The sequence below is a fragment of the Streptomyces sp. NPDC093149 genome, from assembly GCF_044754145.1.
In the GTDB taxonomy this organism is placed as follows: Bacteria; Actinomycetota; Actinomycetes; order Streptomycetales; family Streptomycetaceae; genus Streptomyces.
In genome coordinates, this window is record NZ_JBIVON010000013.1 from 47,151 (window position 1) to 63,924 (window position 16,774).

The window sequence follows — 16,774 nt, forward strand, 5'->3', positions numbered from 1 at the left end:
GCGGGCTCCGGCTGCAGCCGGGTGATCTTCGAAAACTGTCCGAGCTCAGATGGCGGGACCAGTACTGTTCCAACGTGATGAAGCCGGATGGGATGAAGCTGGGGATCGAAGCAGCGCGCCTTCTCGCCGTTGCGGACCGCTGCGAGATAGCGCCGGGGCTGAGCGAGATCGAGCTCCAGCGTATTGAGCAGGATTACGGCATCGAGTTTGCCGACGACCACCGGGCTTTCCTGGCGTCGGGCTTGCCGGTCAGTCAGCCGCCCGAAGAGGGGGACACGTGGGAGAACCCATGGCCGGACTGGCGCAACGGCGACCCCGAAGAACTCCGAGAGCGGCTTGAGTGGCCCGTGGAGGGCATTGCCCTGTCGGTCCGACGCGGCAACTGGCATCCGAGCTGGGGACAACGCCCGGAGGATGCCGACGAGGCCCTTCAGCAAGCTCAGGCGCTGCTTGCTCGGGTCCCCAGGCTCGTTCCCATCTACGGGCATCGGTTTCTACCTGCCGGCCATGGCTCCCATGGTCACCCGGTTCTCTCAGTGTGGGGCACCGACATCATCTGTTACGGCACTGACCTGGTCGACTACGTCAACCACGAGTTCGACGATTTCGACGCCCACACCCCCGACGGCTGGCGCCCGCAGGCGACCGTCTCGTTCTGGCGGGATTTCCTGCCCAAGACTTGATCTCGCGGCGGCAACCGTCCCGAATGCGCGGTCGACTCACAACGGGCCTGCCGCAGTTGGTGGGGTTTCGGGCTCGGCGCTGCTTCGTCCGGCGTTCCGGCGGAAGTCGGGCATGCCCAGGTGGACGGTGGACGGTTGCGCTGCACGCTCGCGCATGGCCTCCAGCTTTTGCGCTGCGGCGGCCATGGTGGTCTCGATGGCGGCGACCTCGCCGAGCCAGCCCTGGTCCCGGGCCTCCTGGAGGCGGTCGACGAGGTTGGCGTGGATCTCCCGGAGACGTGGCATCTGGGCCGGGTCCACGAGAAGTAGGGGACATCTGACACAGGCGTTTTCGTGCTGGCACGGGGTCGAGTAGTCGCGGCCGCAGGTCCCCAGGGCGACCTTGCGCAGTTCGAAGTGGGCCAGGAACTCGTTCCACTCGGTAGCGGTGAGCTCGCGATACTCCTCGCTGGGCCGATCGGTTCTGCGGCGCGCGATGAAGGCCCGGTGATGGGAGATCACGTCCTCGGGGTAGATCGCTAATGGTGGGCTCGGGTATTGGAACTCCCGGAATACCCGAGGTACCGACGAAATGGGCCTCACCGAGTGACGAAACGCAGGCATGGGCCGGTCGGGCACCGTCAGGATGTGCCTACGTTCGTCTACCGATCCTCGTGGAAGGGAATGCGGGCTTACCTGCGCGGGAACTCCACGCGTCGGAGGTGACGTTCCTGCAGGTCAACAAAATCCGTCGGCTGTCCGGGACCCTGAGCCTCGCGGACACCCGGCGTCACGGCATGCCTGCACCGTGACGCCCCGGCTGCACACTGCGGACGGGCTACGTCATCAACTCGATGTGCGGATGCTCGGGCTTCGCCGGGCAGACGAACAGATGCTGCCGGTAGCCGCTGCCTATCTGGACCCCGGTCGAGTTGTAGCCGCGGTGGCCGGGGTACGGTCCAGCACCTGGGTGGGGGTACGGAGACCAGCTGTTCCCGGCGTCGTCCCCTTCCTCGAACGTGGCGACGGTCATCAGGACCTCCATGCCGGTGCCGCACTCGGAGCAGGGCTGCGGGCTGGGGTCGGTGGAGTTCCAAGCGGGCCAGCCGCCGACCTTCCAGCCGGGTGCGTTGGACAGCACACAGTCGTAGTACGTGTCCGGGTCCATGTCTTCCTCTGCTGCCTGCGGCACACTCCACTGCTTGAGCTGCTCCTGCAGTTCTTCGCTCAGCTCCAGATGGTCGGGGTACTCGGTGATCTGCTCCGGTTCGAGCACGCACGGTTCCGGTAGATAGCCGTCGAACTGCACTGCGGGCGGCTCGGGGGGCGTGTCGAGGATGTCGGTGACGGCGGCTGCGGAACGCCAGAAAAGCAGGGTCCTGGGCATGATCGGATGATCGAAGGGGCACCACAGGACCTGCAGCAGGTCCTTACCCTCCGGCGGGCTCAGATCGGGCACATCCCGTACGTACAGCTGCGCGACGGGCAGCATCGCTATGGGGCCGTCGTACGACTGGACCGCCAGCCTCGCCGGATACGTCTGAGGGGGCCGGATCCGTTCGAGAGTCTCCCGTTCCTCCGGAGTCAGGTCCCGGCCGTGCGAGGCGGCGAAGATCCGTCGTTCCAGCCGCAGATCCGCCGGGGACTGGGCTGGGTTGATGCCGTCCACCACATGCGGTTCCTCGCAGTGCGGCCACGCTTCCTCAGCGGGCCACAGCAACGGCCCGCCGATTGAGCTGTCGTGCCGCGTCGGCGCCCCAGGGCGGGGGTGCAGGCGAGTCGCCGTGCGGGCCAGCGGGGCCAGTTGGGGAAAGACCGCGACAACGTCGATCGGCCGTGGCGGAGTGACAGGAGTGACATTCATGGCCGCAATCTTGCCAATCGCCTCTGACAACGGCCCTCGTGGCCGCCCCACGAAGAGCTCCGGCACGGGTGCCACCCAAGAGAGCCCTACAGCCGGTCCGTCGACCGCCGGTCCGTCGCCGGTAGATGGCCTGCGAGCAGGTCCACGATCGCCGCGTGGATGTCCGTCCCAGCGCGCGGTTCGCCGCCACGTACCACTTCCATTCGGGTGCTATGAGTTACCTTGGCGCGCCGCAAACCCGGCCGGGAACTGCATCCACAGAGCTCGGGATCCCACACACGTGACCGGAGCCATCACAGCAGGTCAGCGCATTTCGTCGGTGGCCCTGCCCCGCCGTCAGGTGCTGTTCCGGCGGCTGATCTCGGCTGCGTAGGCGGCCCGGTCTCCGGCGGCGGCGCTTCAGCCACAGTGCGAAGTCACGGGCCTCGACGCGGCTCGCCAGATGCCAGGGAACGTCCACGGCGCGTAAGAACCGGACCCACGCCAACAGCTCATAGGCGTAGGACCGCAGCGACGTCGGACTCGCGTCGTCGGCGAGCATGTGGTGCAGGAATTCACTGACCGCCGCCACCTCGATGCCATCAGCGTCTACGAGCCGGAACGGCCGCAGAGGGTCATCGGTCTTCTCGACGCGGCCGACCCTCGCCACCTTCAGCGTCGCCACGTCCCGGACCGTCGTGCTGTGCTCTGGCATCCATTCCTCCACGGGCCGACCTACTGGACGACACGCGATGAAACCAGATCCACCATCACACGCACAGTCACCACGACCCGCCACTGGGAGTCATCACAACCCCCTTGCCGTCACTGTGAGTTGACCTCGAAGGGGGCCCAATCCAGTTCGGTCAACAGGGCGTCCGCTGCCCCGTCCTCTCTCTCCAACCGATGGGCCGCGACTCATTGAAGGATCGCGGCCACCTCGCCGACCAGGATCGCCGAAGCCCAACGCGAAGGCCGGCTCGGGGAGGTTGTTGGATCGCCGAATGCCTCCCGGGACTGCTGGACGAACGCTGCCTTCCGAAGTGGACGAAGTCAGTGCTCTGCAACAGCCTTTGCGGAACGCAGAAGGACGGCGGCGCATGAGAGACTCGGCGGTCAGCTCACCCAGGCAGAAGGGTCGCTTGCCGTGACGGACGCGCCATCGCCCCCGATCCACCTCGACAAGATAATGGAGGGTCTGGCGACGAACCCCGCTCTGCCACGTGAGCTCGTGCGCCGCCTCTTCGCCTACCGCAAGGGCCTTGGCAGAGTTGCCGAGCGCCCGGACCTCAGCGATGACATGATCGCTGAGATCATCGCCGCCGACGATCACTGGCTCACGCACTCGCTCGCCCTCAACCGCAGCCTCCCTCATGCCTTCCGGATGAAACTCGCCGAGCACCCCGATCCGGCGATACGCGCGGCCGTCGTGGTAGGCGCGGACGCCGCACCGCGAGAGTTGTACGAGCGGCTGATCGGCGACGCCGACCCGCAGGTGCGCGAACACCTGGCGCAGAGCGATCACGTGCCAACGGATCTACGCACCCGGCTGGCGGCCGACCCGGACCCGAAGATCCGGGCGGCACTTGCCCAATGGTGGACGCAGGCCCCGGAGTCGGTGCGTCGGCTCCTGCTGACCGACCCGGAAGAGACCGTGCGCGCAGGAGCCTGTGCCACCTACTTCCGACGGCTTCCCCATCCCGTCCCGCCCTCCGACCTGGTCCCCGCGCTGCTGGCCGACCCGGTCACCCGCGCAGGGGCGGTACGCCACTGCACACTGGACGCCGCCACCGCCGAGCGGCTGGCCCACGACCCGGACGACGAGGTGCGCACGGAACTCGCCGAGCACCCCGACCTCCCACCGCCGCTGCGCGACATTCTTGCCGAGGACCCCAGCCCGCAGGTCACCCTCCGTATCTTCGCCCGTCAGGACACCCCGGAGCCGACCCGTGCCGCGATCCACGCGCGGATCCTGTCCGGGGTCCCCCCGCTGGGCTGGCTCACCGATCACCGAACCACGGACGATGACGCGCTTGAACGGGAAATCATGCACGCCATTGCCCGGACGCAGCTTCGGGCGCTGCGCCTGCCGTGGGTGACCGCTGCCCCCTTGCCGTACGCCGATTCGCCCTACGCCTGCTTCCGCGCTTCGGCTGCGATGTCCGGCTCCCTCCCCGCGCCGGTCGTGGCCCGGCTGCTCGACGACGAGGAAAGCAGCGTCCGCACGACGATGGCCCTGAGCACCCGTGACCAGATCGATCCCGCCACCGCCGAACGCATCGACCGCAGCTACCGCCCGGACAAAATGACACGCTGGCGCCCGGCCGACGACCTCCCCCTCCCCGTGGACACCCTGCGGCGGCTGGCCACCGATCCCGACCCGAGGATGCGCCAGTTGGCCCCACGCGACCTCGGCCTGCCGATGGAACTCGTCCGTCACCTTGCCACCGACCCCGATCACACAGTGCGCCGCGCCATCACGACCCACCCCAGGCTTCCGACCCACGATCTGACACGGCTGTTGGCCGATCCATCGGAATCGGTCGCGACCGCCGCAGCCGGCAATCCCGACCTGCCGCCCGCACACATCCACCGGCTCCTCGCCCTGGCAGGGCTGTGACACGAGGCTGCGTGCGTGCCGCGAACGGCGAGCGGGGCCGCCGCACCCGTCGGGCCACATCAGGGGCGCGTGCCCCGGGGTGGACGCCGGCCGGTCACCCCGTTCGATGCGGTGGCTTGTAGAGGTCGTCGAGGCGGAGTGGCGCGGGCTGCGGCAGGGGGGTGCCGTCCGTCGGCAGGCACGACTGGAGGAAGTAGGCGAGCAGGCGGCGGGATGCGGCCATGGAGGCCGCCGGGGACTCTCGCACGACGCCGTTGTTGGCCAGGAGCAGGAGGGTGACGTCGCTGGGGTCGAAGTCCTTGCGCAACTGTCCGGTGTCCTTCGCACGCTGTACCAGCTGGGCGAGGCATGCCTCGGCGCGGGCACGCTCACGATGGACGTCGGGCGCGTCGGGAAATTGGGAGAGGAACGCGGCGCTGAACCCGCGGTCCTGGGCCTGCATCAGGCACACCTTGGTGAGGACGTTGCGAAGTCCGCGCCAGGGATCGTCGTCCTGAAGGGCCTCGTCGAGGGCTGCGACGCACTGGCTGAGTTGCTCGGAGAACGCAGCGGCGATCAGCGAGCCGCGTGTCGGGAAGTGCCGGTAGAGGGTGGCGGCACCCACACCCGCTCTGCGGGCGATTGCGCTGGAGGACACGTCGGCGCCGTTGAGAGCGTACGCCTCGCGGGCGGCCTGGAGGAGCCGGGCGCGGTTGTGCCGGGCGTCGGCTCTCTGCCCCCGGACAGGGGTGCCGGAGGCGGAAGGGGGCGGGTTCCGAGACGGTTGGGCAGGCATGTCTCCCACTTAATCACAAACGGAAGAGGTCGACCGTTTAGCGGGTTAGCGTGACCTGGTGCCGCGGTGCCCCGCGGTCGGCTCTCTGCCGCAGAGGTGAGCGGCGGCTGCGAGTTCTCCTGCTGAACGATGTGCCATGTGTACGGAGGTTGCCCGTGTTTGCTGTGCAGTACCACCGCTATGGCGGTTCCGAGGTCCTTTGCGTCGAGGAGGTCGACGAGCCGCACGCCGGGCCAGGCCAGGTCCGCATCGCGGTGCGTGCCACCGGCGTCACCCCTGCTGACTGGTACCTGCGCTCAGGGATGCTGCGGGACATCGCCACCGTGGACTTCCCCCTTATACCCGGCATGGATGCCGCGGGAATCGTCGACGAGGTGGGCGAGGGGGTGACCGGCACCGCCGTGGGAGATGCGGTCTTCGGCCTCGTCCCCTTCGTGGATCAGGGAGGTGCCGCGGCTCAGTACGCCGTGCTGGAGGCGTGGGCGTCCAAGCCTCAGTCATGGTCCTTCGAGCAAGCGGGTGGCGCCGCGGGCAATATCGACACAGCCACACGTGTACTGGACGCACTGGAAGCCGCCGAAGGCATGACCTTGTTGATCGATGGTGCCGCCGGAGGCGTCGGCACCATCGCCGCGCAACTCGCCCAGGCCCGCGGCCTCACCGTGATCGGCACCGCGAGCGAAGGCAACCACGGCTTCCTCGACCAGTTCGGCGTCGTACCGGTCACCTACGGGGCGGGGCTGGCCGATCGCCTTGCCCCACTGGCTCCGCTCGGTGTCGATGTGGTTCTGGACGCGGCTGGTAAGGGCTCTCTTGCCGAACTCGTGGCCATCGCCGGCGATCCGCACCGCGTGGTGACCATCGCGGACTTCGACGCCGGCCGGCACGGAGTGCGGTTCTCCCGCTCCGAAGCCGGAGAGTCGCCGGGCTGGGCAGGACTACCGCTGGCGGCCGACCTCGCCGACCACGGCCGCCTCACCGTCCCGTTGCACGCCGTGTTCCCGCTGAAGGAGGCCGCCACAGCTCATGACGTCAGCGCCACCGGCCATGCGCGCGGCAAGATCGTAATCACCGTGCCCTGACACGGCGGACGCTTCGGCCCGCAACCAGCGGCCCGCGGCAGGGCGGCCAGGGCTACGGTGGCCTTCGCCGGCGCGACCTGGGCCGGACCGCGCGCCGGCGTCGGCCACCAGGGCTGTGCCGACCCGAACTGCCATAGCCCGCACCGATTCGGCCGGCTCTGTCCCGGAACGCGGGCAACGACAGCCTTCGGGTCGCGCCGACCCATTGGCCCGCCGCCGACGCGCAGTCGACGAAGGCTCGCAGGGTGAGGTCGAAGGACTCGACCTCACCCTGCAAGAGGGCATTCAGTACGAGGACCACCGGCGGGCAGGCCTGCACCCGGACCGTGGATGTCAGGAGTTGCGTGGGGCTACCAAGCCGGATTCGTAGGCGAGGACTACGAGCTGAGCGCGGTCACGTGCGTGGAGCTTGGTCATGGCCCGGTTGATATGGGTTTTTGCGGTCATTGGGCTGATCACCATGCGGTCGGCGATCTGGTCATTGGACAGGCCTCGCGCGACCAGGACCACGGCCTCGCGTTCGCGGTTGGTCAGCTCTTCCAGTCCCGTGTCGGTGCCGGTGTGAAACGGCTGGGTGACGTACCGGTTGATGAGTTTGCGGGTGATCGAGGGTGCGAGCAGGGCGTCACCACGCGCGGCGACACGTACGGCGTGCAGGAAGTCCTGCGGCACGATGTCCTTGACGAGGAACCCGGCAGCGCCGGCGCGCAGCGCGTTGAAGACGTATTCGTCCAAGCCGTAATTGGTCAGGATGACGACGTGCACCCCGGCCAGGGTCGGGTCCGCGGCGATGCGCCGGGTTGTCTCGATGCCGTCGACGACCGGCATCCGGATGTCGACGAGTGCAATATCGGGCAGGTGCTCCCTGGCCAGAGTCAGGCCCTCTTGCCCGTCGGCGGCCTCGGCCACCACCTCGATGTCGTCTTCGAGATCGAGGAGGGCGCGGAACCCGCTGCGAATCAGCGGCTGGTCGTCGACCAGCAGGACACGGATCATGACGTCTGGTCAACGGGGAGTTCGGCCTGGACGGTGAAGCCGCCCTCGCCACGGGGTTCGGCGCGCAGTCGGCCGCCGAGGGCGGTGACTCGTTCGCGCATGCCGAGCAGTCCGACGCCGGGCGTCGGGGCGGTGTCCTGCGTCGCCCTGCCGTCGTCGTCGATGCGTATCGCGAGGGCATCGGACCGGTAGTCGATTCGGACCGACGCCGTGGTGGCATCCCCGTGACGAGCGATGTTCGTGAGCGACTCCTGAACGATCCGGTAGACGGTCCGGTCCACCGCGGCCGGCACAACGTGTCGCCGTCCCTCGATCGTCAGTGTTGTGTTCAGGCCGAACGTACCGGCCTTTTCCACGAGTTCCGCAACGTGGTCGAGCCCGCGTGGCGGGCTCGCATCGTCGTCGCGCAGTGCCTCCAGGGTCGCGCGCAGCTCCCGGCTCGCCTCGCGGCCGGCCTCCTGGATCGCCAGCAGGGCTTCCGGTACCTCCTCGCCCCGCTTGCGGGCCACGTGCACGGCAACTTCGGCCTGCACCTTGATGACGGAGATCTGGTGGGTGAGGGAATCGTGCAACTCCCGCGCGATGCGCAGCCGCTCCTCATCGGCGCGGCGCCGAGCGGTCTCCTCCAGGGTGTGCTCGGCCTCGTCCGCCCGCCGCTCGGCCTGCCGCAGCGCTTCACCCGCAGCGCCGGCCGCGATCAGCCAGGCCAGTTCGAGGGCGCCTCGGGCCTGCGCGAACGCCTCGCCCGTGTCGTGCAGGCCCGAAGCCAGTGCCGCGAGGGGGAGAGCTGCCAACATGGTCACGCTCGCCCCCACCGCGGCAGTACGGTGCCCCGCCCGTACGGCCGCGTACACCGCGAACAGGTACGCGACGGCAGGCACATCGAACCCGGCGGCCTGGTAACCCACCGCGCAGAGCCCGGTGACGGCCAGTACAGGAACCGGAGATAGGCGGCGAGCGGCCAACGCCAGCCCACCAGCCGTCAGCAGCGCGTACCCGAGCAGGTCGGGAATCGTGGCGGAGTGCTGCCTGGACAGGCCGGTGACCAGCAGCGTCGCCGCCACACCGACGGCGATCGCCCAGTCTCCGACACTGATCCATCCCCTGTCCATGCGCGCACCTTAGCCGGTTGTCCGCGCAGGTGACTCCTGCGCGCGGACGATCGGCCGACTACCGCACGTGCGGTACCTGCGCGGCTCCTGCCGCATCCGTGGCAGCCGGATACGGCATCGGCGGCAACGCGAATTGCCTGCGCCCGCTGGACGACCGGCGGTGGGTCCGACACACATGATCAGGCGACGTTCCAGTCGCAGAAGGAGAAGGAGTACTTCATGTCAGTCCAGTTCATGCTTGCCGCACCGACGGCCGCCGTCGATGCCTACAGCCTGACCGCCGGGCGACTCGTGGGCACCACGGCCGCGCTGGTGGCGCTGGCCGGCGTGGTCATCGGCAGGTTGGCCCTGGCCCGCTCGGCCGACCGAATCGGCACCGTCAACAGGCGAAGCAGGGCCATCGTGGCTCTAGTTGCGGGGCTGACCGGCATGGTCATCGGCGCGCTGAATCTGGCCGTCGCCGACGGCGGTCCCGGCACCGGCAACGGGGTGGTCGGTGGCTTCTTGGCCCTGCTGCTGGGGCTGATCGCCGTGATCCTCGGCCGGCTTGCTCTGGCCCGGTCCCGCCGCGCCGCCGCACCGCCTCACCAGGTGACCAGCTGACCGGAGCGAAGACGAGCGCGATCGGGTCTGCCTGTCGGGCACCAGCCACCGCGACTGCTGTCCTGGCGCCGTCGGCCGATGCACCACCCGTGCGGCGCACCCGATCCGGTGACCAGCGTTCAAACAGGCCTCGAGATGGACGAGCCTCGGCTTCGTGACTCGTCGGCGACCGACCGCCGGACATGGCTGGTGATCGCTGCCCGCGCCCGGCTTCGTCCTGCCTGCCCGCCGGCCACCGACCTGCGACGGCCTTGGAAGGAGCCGACCCCACCGGACAAGCTCACCCGGCGAGGGTTCAGCAAGGGGTCGGAAACCTCTCCGCGAATCACCGCTCTTCCAGGGCGTGCACCGAAACCCTCCCGGCCTGGCCGACGGCTCTCATACGCTATGGTTGATCTTGTCAGTCCGCCGCAACTCGCGGCTACTGACGGTGCGTTGGTGGTCCAAGGAAAGACGCCCCGCTTCCTGCGGGGAAATGCAGGTGCAAGGCCTGCCCGGCGCTCGCTCACGAAGCCCTTCCCCTGGTGGGGGAAGGGCTTCGTCACGCTCCCCCGCGCCCTGGAGGGCGGCTTGGCCGCCGTCCGGCTCCCGGCGTTGGCCAGGATGCTCCGCGCGTACTTGTACGCGGCCGACTTGATCGCACATCGGTGGGTGATGCGCGCGAACGCGGTGACGACGACCCCGTTGATGCGGTCGTCGTCGGGGCCGCCGGCCTGCGGCAATGCGCGGGCGGAGCGTGTCAGCCTGCGAAGAGGGTGCTGGCCAGGGCCACGCTGACGGCGGTGCCGCCGAGGATGCTCAGCAGGGCGTTACGACGCCACAAGTGCAGCCCGACAGTGACGGCCAGGGCGGCCAAGGGCGCGGCGACGCGGGACTGAGCCAGCGGAAGGTCGCGCAGGCAATAGACGAAGAGGATCACCATCACACCGGCCGGCATGCGGGCGCCGAGGTACTGCACGGTCCTGCTGGCCCGCAACGAGGCCAGAACGGTGAAGGGCAAAGCGCGCAGGGCCCAGGTGACGGCGGCCGAGACGGCTACGGCCATGAGCAGATAACGGGTTTCAGGCACGGGACGCCCCCTCATCGGTTCTCTTGCCGGCGGTGAATCGTCGAGCAAGAAGGGCGGCAGTGAACAAGGTGAAGGCGGCCAGCAGCATCTGGCCGGGGAGGACCAGACGGGCAGCCAGGGCGCTGAGCAGCGCGAGAACAGGCGTGGGCAGGTCACCACGCCGTTCCCGGACGGCGTCGAGAGCCAGCACGGCGAACAGGGCCGTCATCGCGAAGTCCAGGCCGGTGACGCTGTTGGGTACTGCTGAGCCGAGCAGGGCGCCGGCGGTGGCGCCGCCGACCCAGTACAGCTGCATGAACACCTGGAGCCACACAATGCGCGCGCCGGACCAGGACCGGGCCTGTTCGCCGGTGGTCAGTGCGTATGCCTCGTCGGTCAGGGCGAAGGTGCTGTAAGTCCTGGCGAGCCGCCCCCGCACGCGGTCGAGGGGGAAGGAAAGCGCGTAGAACACGTGCCGGACGTTGACCAGGAAGGCGGTCAGCGCGACGGTCGCCAGCGGCGTGACCGCAAGGGCCAGGTTCACGAGGAGAAACTCGAACGAGCCGGCGTAGACGACAGCGGTGAACAGGCTCGCGCACCACCAGGGCAGACCGGCATGGGCGATGAGCACCCCGAAGGCGAGGCCGAGCGGCAGCAGGCCCAGCCCCACGGAGGTGGAGTCCTTCAGGGCCGCCAGAGCCTCGGACCGAGGTCGGGGCGCGGAGGCGGGGGCAGGGCGAGGAGGGTCGCTCGAAGCAACCGAAAGCGTGCGCATGCCGAAATTTTAGTAAGATTGTCGCCACATATGGTTTCCAATCATTCCCGTATTCTGATGCGGTGAGCAATGACTTTCACCTTGATGCTGTCGACCGGGCAATTTTGTTTCACATGCGTCAGGACGGGAGGCTGACCAACGTCGAGCTGGCCAAACGGGTCGGGCTGACCCCACCGCCATGCCTGCGCCGCCTCAAGCGCCTGGAGGAGGCCGGCGTCATCACCGGCTATCGCGCCGTCATCAACCCGGAAGCCGTCGGCCGGGGCCTGGAAGTCATGATCGACATCGAGGTCTACGCCAACGACCTGAAGACCATCGAAACGCTGGAGGAAACGCTGGCCTCGTACGAGGAGGTCATCGAGTTCCGTCGGATGTTCGGCCGGCCCGACTACTTCCTCCGCGTCGCCGTCGCCGACCACGCCGCCTACAACGTGTTCCTCACCGGCAAGCTCACGGGCCTCCCCGGCATCCTGCGCGTCGAATCCCACCTGACCATGAAAAAGATCAAGACCGACGACTGACCGGCACCGGCAAGGCTCCGACACTTCGGCGCTTCGACGCTTCGGCGCTTCGACGCTTCGGCGCTTCGGCGCTTCCAGAGAAGCTGGAAGAGTTGCGTTGTTACAGGCCGGTCTCCTGCTCCTCGGCAGAGATGGTGCGTCTGACGCATCGGCCGGTGGTCGGCGGAGGTGCCGGTCGGGATGCGCCCACCGGGGCTCAAGAAGTGAAACCTCCGACCGGCCGCGGGACGGCCGGGCCGTGCCCACTGTCGCCTCGTCGCATGCGGCGGCAGGTCACACCCGCTTGAAACCGCCTTGCAGTTGCTGGACGGCGTGGACCAGGGGCGCGAGCGCGGGCTCGGTGGCTGCCTGGTCGAGGGCCTCGCGCAGGGCGGCGTTGTGGGTGGGGCGAGCCTCCTCCAGCAGGCGCAGGCCGTCGTCGGTGACATCGGCGTAGATGCCGCGGCGGTCGGTGGGGCACAGGTAGCGCGAGAGCAGCCCGCGGTTCTCAAGCCGGGTCACCAGCCGCGTGGTGGCGCTCTGGCTGAGGACGACGGAGTCGGCGACCTGCCGCATCTGCAGATGTCCGCCTTCTCCGTCGTGCTGGCGGTTCAGCACGTCCAGCAGCGAGTACTCGCGTGCGCTCAAGCGGTGTTCGGCCTGAAGCGCTCGTTCGACCCTGTTCTCGATACGTCCATGCAGCAGCGAGAGCGCCGACCAGCCGTGCGCCAGTGCGGTCATCGCCGGGTCGGTGGCGGTCATGAGCAGCTCCCTCGGTCGGGTCGTGCGAGCGGAGGCGCAGGCAGAGGACCTGCCTCCATATCACGGACTTCACTATACCCGCGTTTGCCATTAGCCTTCGTATGCAATTATTGTTGATGCACGTAAGGCGCTCACGCAACTTCACTCTGTAGATCAAAGGACCCTCGTCATGCCACTCGCACTGCTGGCCCTGGCCATAGGGGCCTTCGGAATCGGCACCACGGAATTCGTGATCATGGGGCTGCTGCCCCAGGTCGGCGCGGACCTCGGCGTGTCCGTGCCGACGGCCGGCTTCCTGGTCACCGGCTACGCCCTCGGCGTCATGATCGGCGCACCGATCATGACCGTCCTCGGCACCAGGATCTCTCGCAAGAACATGCTCATGCTGCTCATGGGACTGTTCATCCTCGGCAACCTCATCTCCGCCGTCGCCCCCGTCTTCGCCGTCATGCTGATCGGCCGAGTGGTGGCCTCACTGGCCCATGGCGCCTTCTTCGGCATCGGCTCCGTCGTCGCCGCCGAACTGGTGGCACCGGAGAAGAAGGCCGGCGCCATCTCCATGATGTTCACCGGCCTGACCGTGGCCAACGTCGTCGGTGTGCCCCTGGGCACGTTCGTGGGCCAGAGCGCCGGGTGGCGCGTGACCTTCCTGCTCGTCGCCGCCCTCGGCGTTCTCGGCATGGCCGGCGTCGCCAAGCTCGTACCCGACGTACCCAGGCCGGATGGAGTACAGCTGCGGCACGAGGTCGCCGCCTTCAAGAACGTCCAGGTCGTTTTGGCCATGGCCATGACGGTTCTCGGTTTCGGAGGCGTGTTCGCCGCGATCACCTACATCGCACCGATGATGACCGAGGTGAGCGGCTTCGCAGAATCCTCCGTCACCTGGTTGATGGTGGTTTTCGGGCTGGGCATGGTGGCGGGCAACCTCATCGGGGGCCGTTTCGCGGACCGCAAGCTCATGCCCATGCTCTACACCGCCCTGGGCGGCCTGGCGCTGGTCCTGCTGCTGTTCACCCTCCTGGCCTCCGGCAAGGCCGCGTCCGTCGTGGCCATCTTCCTCATCGGCGCTCTCGGCTTCGCCACCGTCCCGCCGCTGCAGAAGCGCGTCCTGGACCATGCCCACGGCGCGCCGACGCTGGCCTCCGCGGCCAACATCGGCGCCTTCAACCTGGGCAACGCCCTGTCCGCCTGGCTCGGCGGACTGGTGATCTCCTCCGGCCTCGGCTACACCGCACCCAACGCCGTCGGGGCTGCCCTGGCCGCCGCCGCCCTGGTGCTGGCCGTCATCTCGCACCGGCTCGAAGTGCGGCCCAGCCGCACCACTGCGGCTTCCAGCCCGGCGAACCTCGACCCCGCCGAGGCCTCCGACCACGGTGCCGCTTCCGCCGCGACGGGAGCCGTCCGCTCCTGATCCCCCGTACCCACGCCGCACCGGCCGCCTGTCCCCCACCGATACAAGGAAATCTCCCATGCACACCACCACCGTGGCCCCGCTGACCGCTACCGACGCGGAGACCCTCGTCCTCGCCGCTCGCCACGCCGCCGACGCGGACGGCGTCCCCGTCAGCATCACCGTCCTGGACGCCGGCGGAAACCTGCTGGCCTTCCGCCGCGACGAGCGCGCCGTACTCGTCTCCGGCGAAACCAGCACGGCCAAGGCCTACACCGCCCTGCAACTGAACGCACCGACGGCCGACCTGGTCGATCTGGTCAAGCCGGACGGCCCCTTCCACTCCTTGGCCACCGCGCTGCACAAGCCCCTGCTGTTCATCGCCGGCGGCGTGCCGATCCATCGCGACGGACAGCTCATCGGCGCCCTCGGCCTCGGCGGTGGCGCCCCCGAGCAGGATCACGCCTTCGCCCGGGCCGCTCTCCAGACTCTCTGACCGAACTCGACCGGCGGGGCGGCGGTGGCCGGCACCGGCGAGCCGCTCCCTGCTCCGCTCTCCTGCTCACAGCAGTACCGAAGAAAGGACACCTGATGACTTCCGTACCGAACGTGACGCTCAACAACGGTGTGACCATGCCTCAGTTGGGATTCGGCGTCTTCCAGGTCCCCGACGAGGAGACCACCGCCGCGGTCACCAGCGCCTTGGAGGCCGGCTACCGCAGCATCGACACCGCCGCGATCTACGGCAACGAGCGCGGTGTCGGCAGGGCCATCGCCGCCTCCGGCCTCCCCCGCGAGGAGTTGTTCGTCACGACCAAGCTGTGGAACGAGGACCAGGGCCACGACCGGACCCTGGCGGCGTTCGACGCCTCCCTGCACAAGCTCGGCCTCGACCACGTCGACCTCTACCTCATCCACTGGCCCACCCCGGCCCGCGACCTGTACGTGGAGACCTACAAGGCGCTGGAACGGATCCTCGCCGACGGGCGCGCCCGCGCCATCGGCGTCTCGAATTTCCAGATCCCCCACCTGCGGCGCCTCCTGGAGCACACCGGCATCACTCCGGTGGTCAACCAGGTGGAGCTGCACCCCGGCCTCCAGCAGACCGCGCTGCGCGCCTTCCACGCCGAGCACGGCATCGCCACCGAGGCCTGGAGTCCCCTGGCCCAGGGCGCGGTACTCGGGGACGACGCGATCGTGGGAGTCGCCGAGGCACATGGCGTAACCCCAGCGCAAGTCGTGCTGCGCTGGCACCTGCAGAGCGGCAACATCGTGATCCCCAAATCCGTCACCCCCGACCGCATCCGGCAGAACCTCGATGTCTTCGGCTTCGAGCTCACCGACGCCGACATGGCGGCACTCGCGGGCCTCGAGCGGGGTCTGCGCACCGGCCCGGACCCCGACACCTTCAACTGATCCCGAACGTCCCGGAGCGCTTGTCCACGTCGGACGGGCGCTCCGGGACGCCGACATCGCCTCAGCCTCGACGAGGGGAACGCATCGTGCAGATCGATCTCGCCGGCCGCACTGCTCTGGTCACCGGCTCCACCCAGGGCATCGGCCACGCCATCGCCGTCGGCCTCGCCCGCGCGGGAGCCCGCGTCGTCGTCAACGGCCGCGGCGAGGAGCGCGTCGCGGGGGCCGTCCGCACGGTGCGCACCGGCTCCGGCAGCGACGATGTCACCGGCGCCGTGGGCGACCTGGCGACGGAGCAGGGCGCCGCCGCTGTACTGAAGGCCGTGCCCACGGTCGACATCCTCGTCAACAACCTCGGCATCTTCGGCGCCTCCCCTCCGCTGGAGATCGACGACGCCGAGTGGCGCCGCTACTTCGAAGTCAACGTCCTGTCCGCCGTCCGGCTCATCCGCGCCTTTCTGCCCGGCATGAAGGAACGGGGTTGGGGGCGGATCCTCAACCTCGCCAGCGACTCGGCCGTGGCCACCCCCGCCGAAATGATCCACTACGGCATGACGAAGACCGCACTGCTCGCTGTCGGCCGCGGGTTCGCCAAGGACGCCGCCGGTACCGGCGTCACCGTCAACTCCGTCATCGCCGGGCCGACCCACACCGGAGGCGTCGAAGGATTCGTCCGTGAGCTCGTCGGCGACGAGTTGCCCTGGGACGAGGCGCAGCACGAGTTCATGGTCAAGTACCGTCCCCAGTCACTGATTCAACGCCTCATCGAGCCCGAGGAGATCGCGAACATGGTCGTCTACCTCGCCTCGCCCCACGCCTCCGCCACCACCGGTGGCGCCGTGCGTGCCGACGGCGGCTACGTCGACTCCATCCTGCCCTGAGCCCGGCGCCGACCACGACGTTCCCGCGCCGCCCGGCGCCACCTGCTTCCCAACCTGTGGCCCGGGTCTTCCTCCGCGTCCACACCATGCCCGGCAGGCCGGAGGCCGCCGAAGTCCAGTGGAGCGGACGCTTCGTCCCCGTAGGCGTGAGCGACCAGGAGGCAGAGGCCCTCTTCACCGGCATCTACCAGAACGGCCTCGACGCCCTGGTCACCACGATCGAGACGCGATGACCGGCACCCCGTAACAGGCGTCCCGACAGAGACGGATCACATCCGATGCCCCCGAGACTCCGGCGTACCACCGGAC

19 protein-coding genes and 1 tRNA gene are annotated in these 16,774 nt (G+C 68.7%); 11 read left to right on the forward strand and 9 right to left on the reverse strand.

Annotation, left to right across the window (positions count from 1 at the left end; all coding sequences use genetic code 11):
• Positions 1 to 77 precede the first annotated feature (77 nt).
• The gene (locus tag ACIQCZ_RS31675; RefSeq protein WP_402287662.1) at positions 78 to 683 is read left to right on the forward strand and encodes a hypothetical protein; all 606 of its coding nucleotides are present in this window, start codon (positions 78 to 80) and stop codon (positions 681 to 683) included.
• A gap of 36 nt (positions 684 to 719) precedes the next feature.
• Here the strand turns inward: ACIQCZ_RS31675 and ACIQCZ_RS31680 are convergent, their stop codons facing one another.
• From ACIQCZ_RS31680 to ACIQCZ_RS31690, 3 genes are all read right to left on the reverse strand, one after another.
• Positions 720 to 1,184 carry an integrase gene (locus ACIQCZ_RS31680; RefSeq protein WP_402287334.1) on the reverse strand — a complete coding sequence of 155 codons (465 nt, stop codon included), beginning with the start codon at positions 1,182 to 1,184 and terminating at the stop codon, positions 720 to 722.
• Positions 1,185 to 1,500: 316 nt separating this feature from the next.
• Complete coding sequence (locus tag ACIQCZ_RS31685) at positions 1,501 to 2,526, reverse strand: hypothetical protein (protein WP_402287336.1); 1,026 nt, start codon at positions 2,524 to 2,526, stop codon at positions 1,501 to 1,503.
• Between the two features lie 217 nt (positions 2,527 to 2,743).
• Positions 2,744 to 3,220, reverse strand: coding sequence for a hypothetical protein (locus ACIQCZ_RS31690; protein ID WP_402287338.1), 477 nt, complete (start codon positions 3,218 to 3,220; stop codon positions 2,744 to 2,746).
• 432 nt (positions 3,221 to 3,652) lie between these two features.
• Between ACIQCZ_RS31690 and ACIQCZ_RS31695 the strand changes: the two genes are divergently transcribed.
• The gene (locus tag ACIQCZ_RS31695; RefSeq protein ID WP_402287339.1) at positions 3,653 to 5,125 is read left to right on the forward strand and encodes a hypothetical protein; all 1,473 of its coding nucleotides are present in this window, start codon (positions 3,653 to 3,655) and stop codon (positions 5,123 to 5,125) included.
• Positions 5,126 to 5,219: 94 nt separating this feature from the next.
• On the opposite strand, the gene ACIQCZ_RS31700 is transcribed toward ACIQCZ_RS31695, so the two are convergent.
• On the reverse strand, positions 5,220 to 5,900 hold the full coding sequence (locus ACIQCZ_RS31700; RefSeq protein ID WP_402287342.1) for a TetR/AcrR family transcriptional regulator: 681 nt from the start codon (positions 5,898 to 5,900) through the stop codon (positions 5,220 to 5,222).
• Positions 5,901 to 6,055: 155 nt separating this feature from the next.
• Here ACIQCZ_RS31700 and ACIQCZ_RS31705 point away from each other — a divergent pair, with 155 nt between their 5' ends.
• The gene (locus ACIQCZ_RS31705; RefSeq protein WP_402287344.1) at positions 6,056 to 6,982 is read left to right on the forward strand and encodes an NADP-dependent oxidoreductase; all 927 of its coding nucleotides are present in this window, start codon (positions 6,056 to 6,058) and stop codon (positions 6,980 to 6,982) included.
• Positions 6,983 to 7,315: 333 nt separating this feature from the next.
• Here ACIQCZ_RS31705 and ACIQCZ_RS31710 read toward each other — a convergent pair whose 3' ends face one another.
• Together ACIQCZ_RS31710 and ACIQCZ_RS31715 are read right to left on the reverse strand one after the other, a co-directional pair.
• Positions 7,316 to 7,978, reverse strand: a complete 663-nt coding sequence (locus tag ACIQCZ_RS31710) for a response regulator (RefSeq protein WP_402287346.1) — start codon at positions 7,976 to 7,978, stop codon at positions 7,316 to 7,318.
• A complete protein-coding gene (locus tag ACIQCZ_RS31715) occupies positions 7,975 to 9,090 on the reverse strand; it encodes a histidine kinase (protein ID WP_402287349.1) in 1,116 nt (371 codons plus the stop codon). The genes ACIQCZ_RS31710 and ACIQCZ_RS31715 overlap by 4 nt, the downstream gene beginning before the upstream one ends.
• Positions 9,091 to 9,309: 219 nt before the next feature.
• On the opposite strand from ACIQCZ_RS31715, the gene ACIQCZ_RS31720 reads away from it, so the two are divergent.
• Together ACIQCZ_RS31720 and ACIQCZ_RS31725 are read left to right on the forward strand one after the other, a co-directional pair.
• A complete protein-coding gene (locus ACIQCZ_RS31720; protein WP_402287350.1) occupies positions 9,310 to 9,693 on the forward strand; it encodes a DUF6223 family protein in 384 nt (127 codons plus the stop codon).
• A 432-nt stretch (positions 9,694 to 10,125) separates the two neighbouring features.
• Positions 10,126 to 10,195, forward strand: a tRNA-Gly gene (locus ACIQCZ_RS31725).
• 237 nt (positions 10,196 to 10,432) lie between these two features.
• Here the strand turns inward: ACIQCZ_RS31725 and ACIQCZ_RS31730 are convergent.
• Both ACIQCZ_RS31730 and ACIQCZ_RS31735 read right to left on the reverse strand, forming a co-directional pair.
• Positions 10,433 to 10,762 (reverse strand): branched-chain amino acid transporter permease, encoded by a 330-nt coding sequence (locus ACIQCZ_RS31730; RefSeq protein WP_402287352.1) that lies wholly within the window; start codon positions 10,760 to 10,762, stop codon positions 10,433 to 10,435.
• Positions 10,755 to 11,411, reverse strand: a complete 657-nt coding sequence (locus tag ACIQCZ_RS31735; protein ID WP_402287664.1) for an AzlC family ABC transporter permease — start codon at positions 11,409 to 11,411, stop codon at positions 10,755 to 10,757. Before ACIQCZ_RS31735 ends, ACIQCZ_RS31730 begins: the two co-directional genes overlap by 8 nt.
• Positions 11,412 to 11,578: 167 nt before the next feature.
• Between ACIQCZ_RS31735 and ACIQCZ_RS31740 the strand changes: the two genes are divergently transcribed.
• Positions 11,579 to 12,037, forward strand: a complete 459-nt coding sequence (locus ACIQCZ_RS31740; protein ID WP_402287355.1) for an Lrp/AsnC family transcriptional regulator — start codon at positions 11,579 to 11,581, stop codon at positions 12,035 to 12,037.
• 273 nt (positions 12,038 to 12,310) lie between these two features.
• Here ACIQCZ_RS31740 and ACIQCZ_RS31745 read toward each other — a convergent pair whose 3' ends face one another.
• Positions 12,311 to 12,778 (reverse strand): MarR family winged helix-turn-helix transcriptional regulator, encoded by a 468-nt coding sequence (locus ACIQCZ_RS31745; RefSeq protein ID WP_402287358.1) that lies wholly within the window; start codon positions 12,776 to 12,778, stop codon positions 12,311 to 12,313.
• A gap of 169 nt (positions 12,779 to 12,947) precedes the next feature.
• Between ACIQCZ_RS31745 and ACIQCZ_RS31750 the strand changes: the two genes are divergently transcribed.
• The 5 genes from ACIQCZ_RS31750 (at position 12,948) to ACIQCZ_RS31770 (ending at position 16,698) form a co-directional block, all read left to right on the forward strand.
• A complete protein-coding gene (locus ACIQCZ_RS31750) occupies positions 12,948 to 14,189 on the forward strand; it encodes an MFS transporter (RefSeq protein ID WP_402287359.1) in 1,242 nt (413 codons plus the stop codon).
• Positions 14,190 to 14,247: 58 nt separating this feature from the next.
• The gene (locus ACIQCZ_RS31755) at positions 14,248 to 14,664 is read left to right on the forward strand and encodes a heme-binding protein (RefSeq protein ID WP_402287361.1); all 417 of its coding nucleotides are present in this window, start codon (positions 14,248 to 14,250) and stop codon (positions 14,662 to 14,664) included.
• Positions 14,665 to 14,759: 95 nt separating this feature from the next.
• A complete protein-coding gene (locus tag ACIQCZ_RS31760; protein ID WP_402287364.1) occupies positions 14,760 to 15,584 on the forward strand; it encodes an aldo/keto reductase in 825 nt (274 codons plus the stop codon).
• Between the two features lie 86 nt (positions 15,585 to 15,670).
• A complete protein-coding gene (locus ACIQCZ_RS31765; RefSeq protein ID WP_402287366.1) occupies positions 15,671 to 16,465 on the forward strand; it encodes an SDR family NAD(P)-dependent oxidoreductase in 795 nt (264 codons plus the stop codon).
• An 86-nt stretch (positions 16,466 to 16,551) separates the two neighbouring features.
• Positions 16,552 to 16,698: a hypothetical protein gene (locus ACIQCZ_RS31770; RefSeq protein ID WP_402287369.1), complete on the forward strand. Its 147-nt coding sequence runs from the start codon at positions 16,552 to 16,554 to the stop codon at positions 16,696 to 16,698.
• Positions 16,699 to 16,774 lie beyond the last annotated feature (76 nt).

Excerpts from the sequence above, each read along its gene's own strand:
- ACIQCZ_RS31745 (WP_402287358.1), bottom strand. The coding sequence starts at position 12,778 with ATGACCGCCACCGACCCGGCGATGACCGCACTGGCGCACGGCTGGTCG.
- ACIQCZ_RS31675 (WP_402287662.1), top strand. The coding sequence starts at position 78 with ATGAAGCCGGATGGGATGAAGCTGGGGATCGAAGCAGCGCGCCTTCTC.
- ACIQCZ_RS31710 (WP_402287346.1), bottom strand. The coding sequence starts at position 7,978 with ATGATCCGTGTCCTGCTGGTCGACGACCAGCCGCTGATTCGCAGCGGG.
- ACIQCZ_RS31700 (WP_402287342.1), bottom strand. The coding sequence starts at position 5,900 with ATGCCTGCCCAACCGTCTCGGAACCCGCCCCCTTCCGCCTCCGGCACC.
- ACIQCZ_RS31690 (WP_402287338.1), bottom strand. The coding sequence starts at position 3,220 with ATGCCAGAGCACAGCACGACGGTCCGGGACGTGGCGACGCTGAAGGTG.
- ACIQCZ_RS31685 (WP_402287336.1), bottom strand. The coding sequence starts at position 2,526 with ATGAATGTCACTCCTGTCACTCCGCCACGGCCGATCGACGTTGTCGCG.
- ACIQCZ_RS31720 (WP_402287350.1), top strand. The coding sequence starts at position 9,310 with ATGTCAGTCCAGTTCATGCTTGCCGCACCGACGGCCGCCGTCGATGCC.
- ACIQCZ_RS31755 (WP_402287361.1), top strand. The coding sequence starts at position 14,248 with ATGCACACCACCACCGTGGCCCCGCTGACCGCTACCGACGCGGAGACC.
- ACIQCZ_RS31760 (WP_402287364.1), top strand. The coding sequence starts at position 14,760 with ATGACTTCCGTACCGAACGTGACGCTCAACAACGGTGTGACCATGCCT.
- ACIQCZ_RS31715 (WP_402287349.1), bottom strand. The coding sequence starts at position 9,090 with ATGGACAGGGGATGGATCAGTGTCGGAGACTGGGCGATCGCCGTCGGT.
- ACIQCZ_RS31770 (WP_402287369.1), top strand. The coding sequence starts at position 16,552 with ATGCCCGGCAGGCCGGAGGCCGCCGAAGTCCAGTGGAGCGGACGCTTC.
- ACIQCZ_RS31750 (WP_402287359.1), top strand. The coding sequence starts at position 12,948 with ATGCCACTCGCACTGCTGGCCCTGGCCATAGGGGCCTTCGGAATCGGC.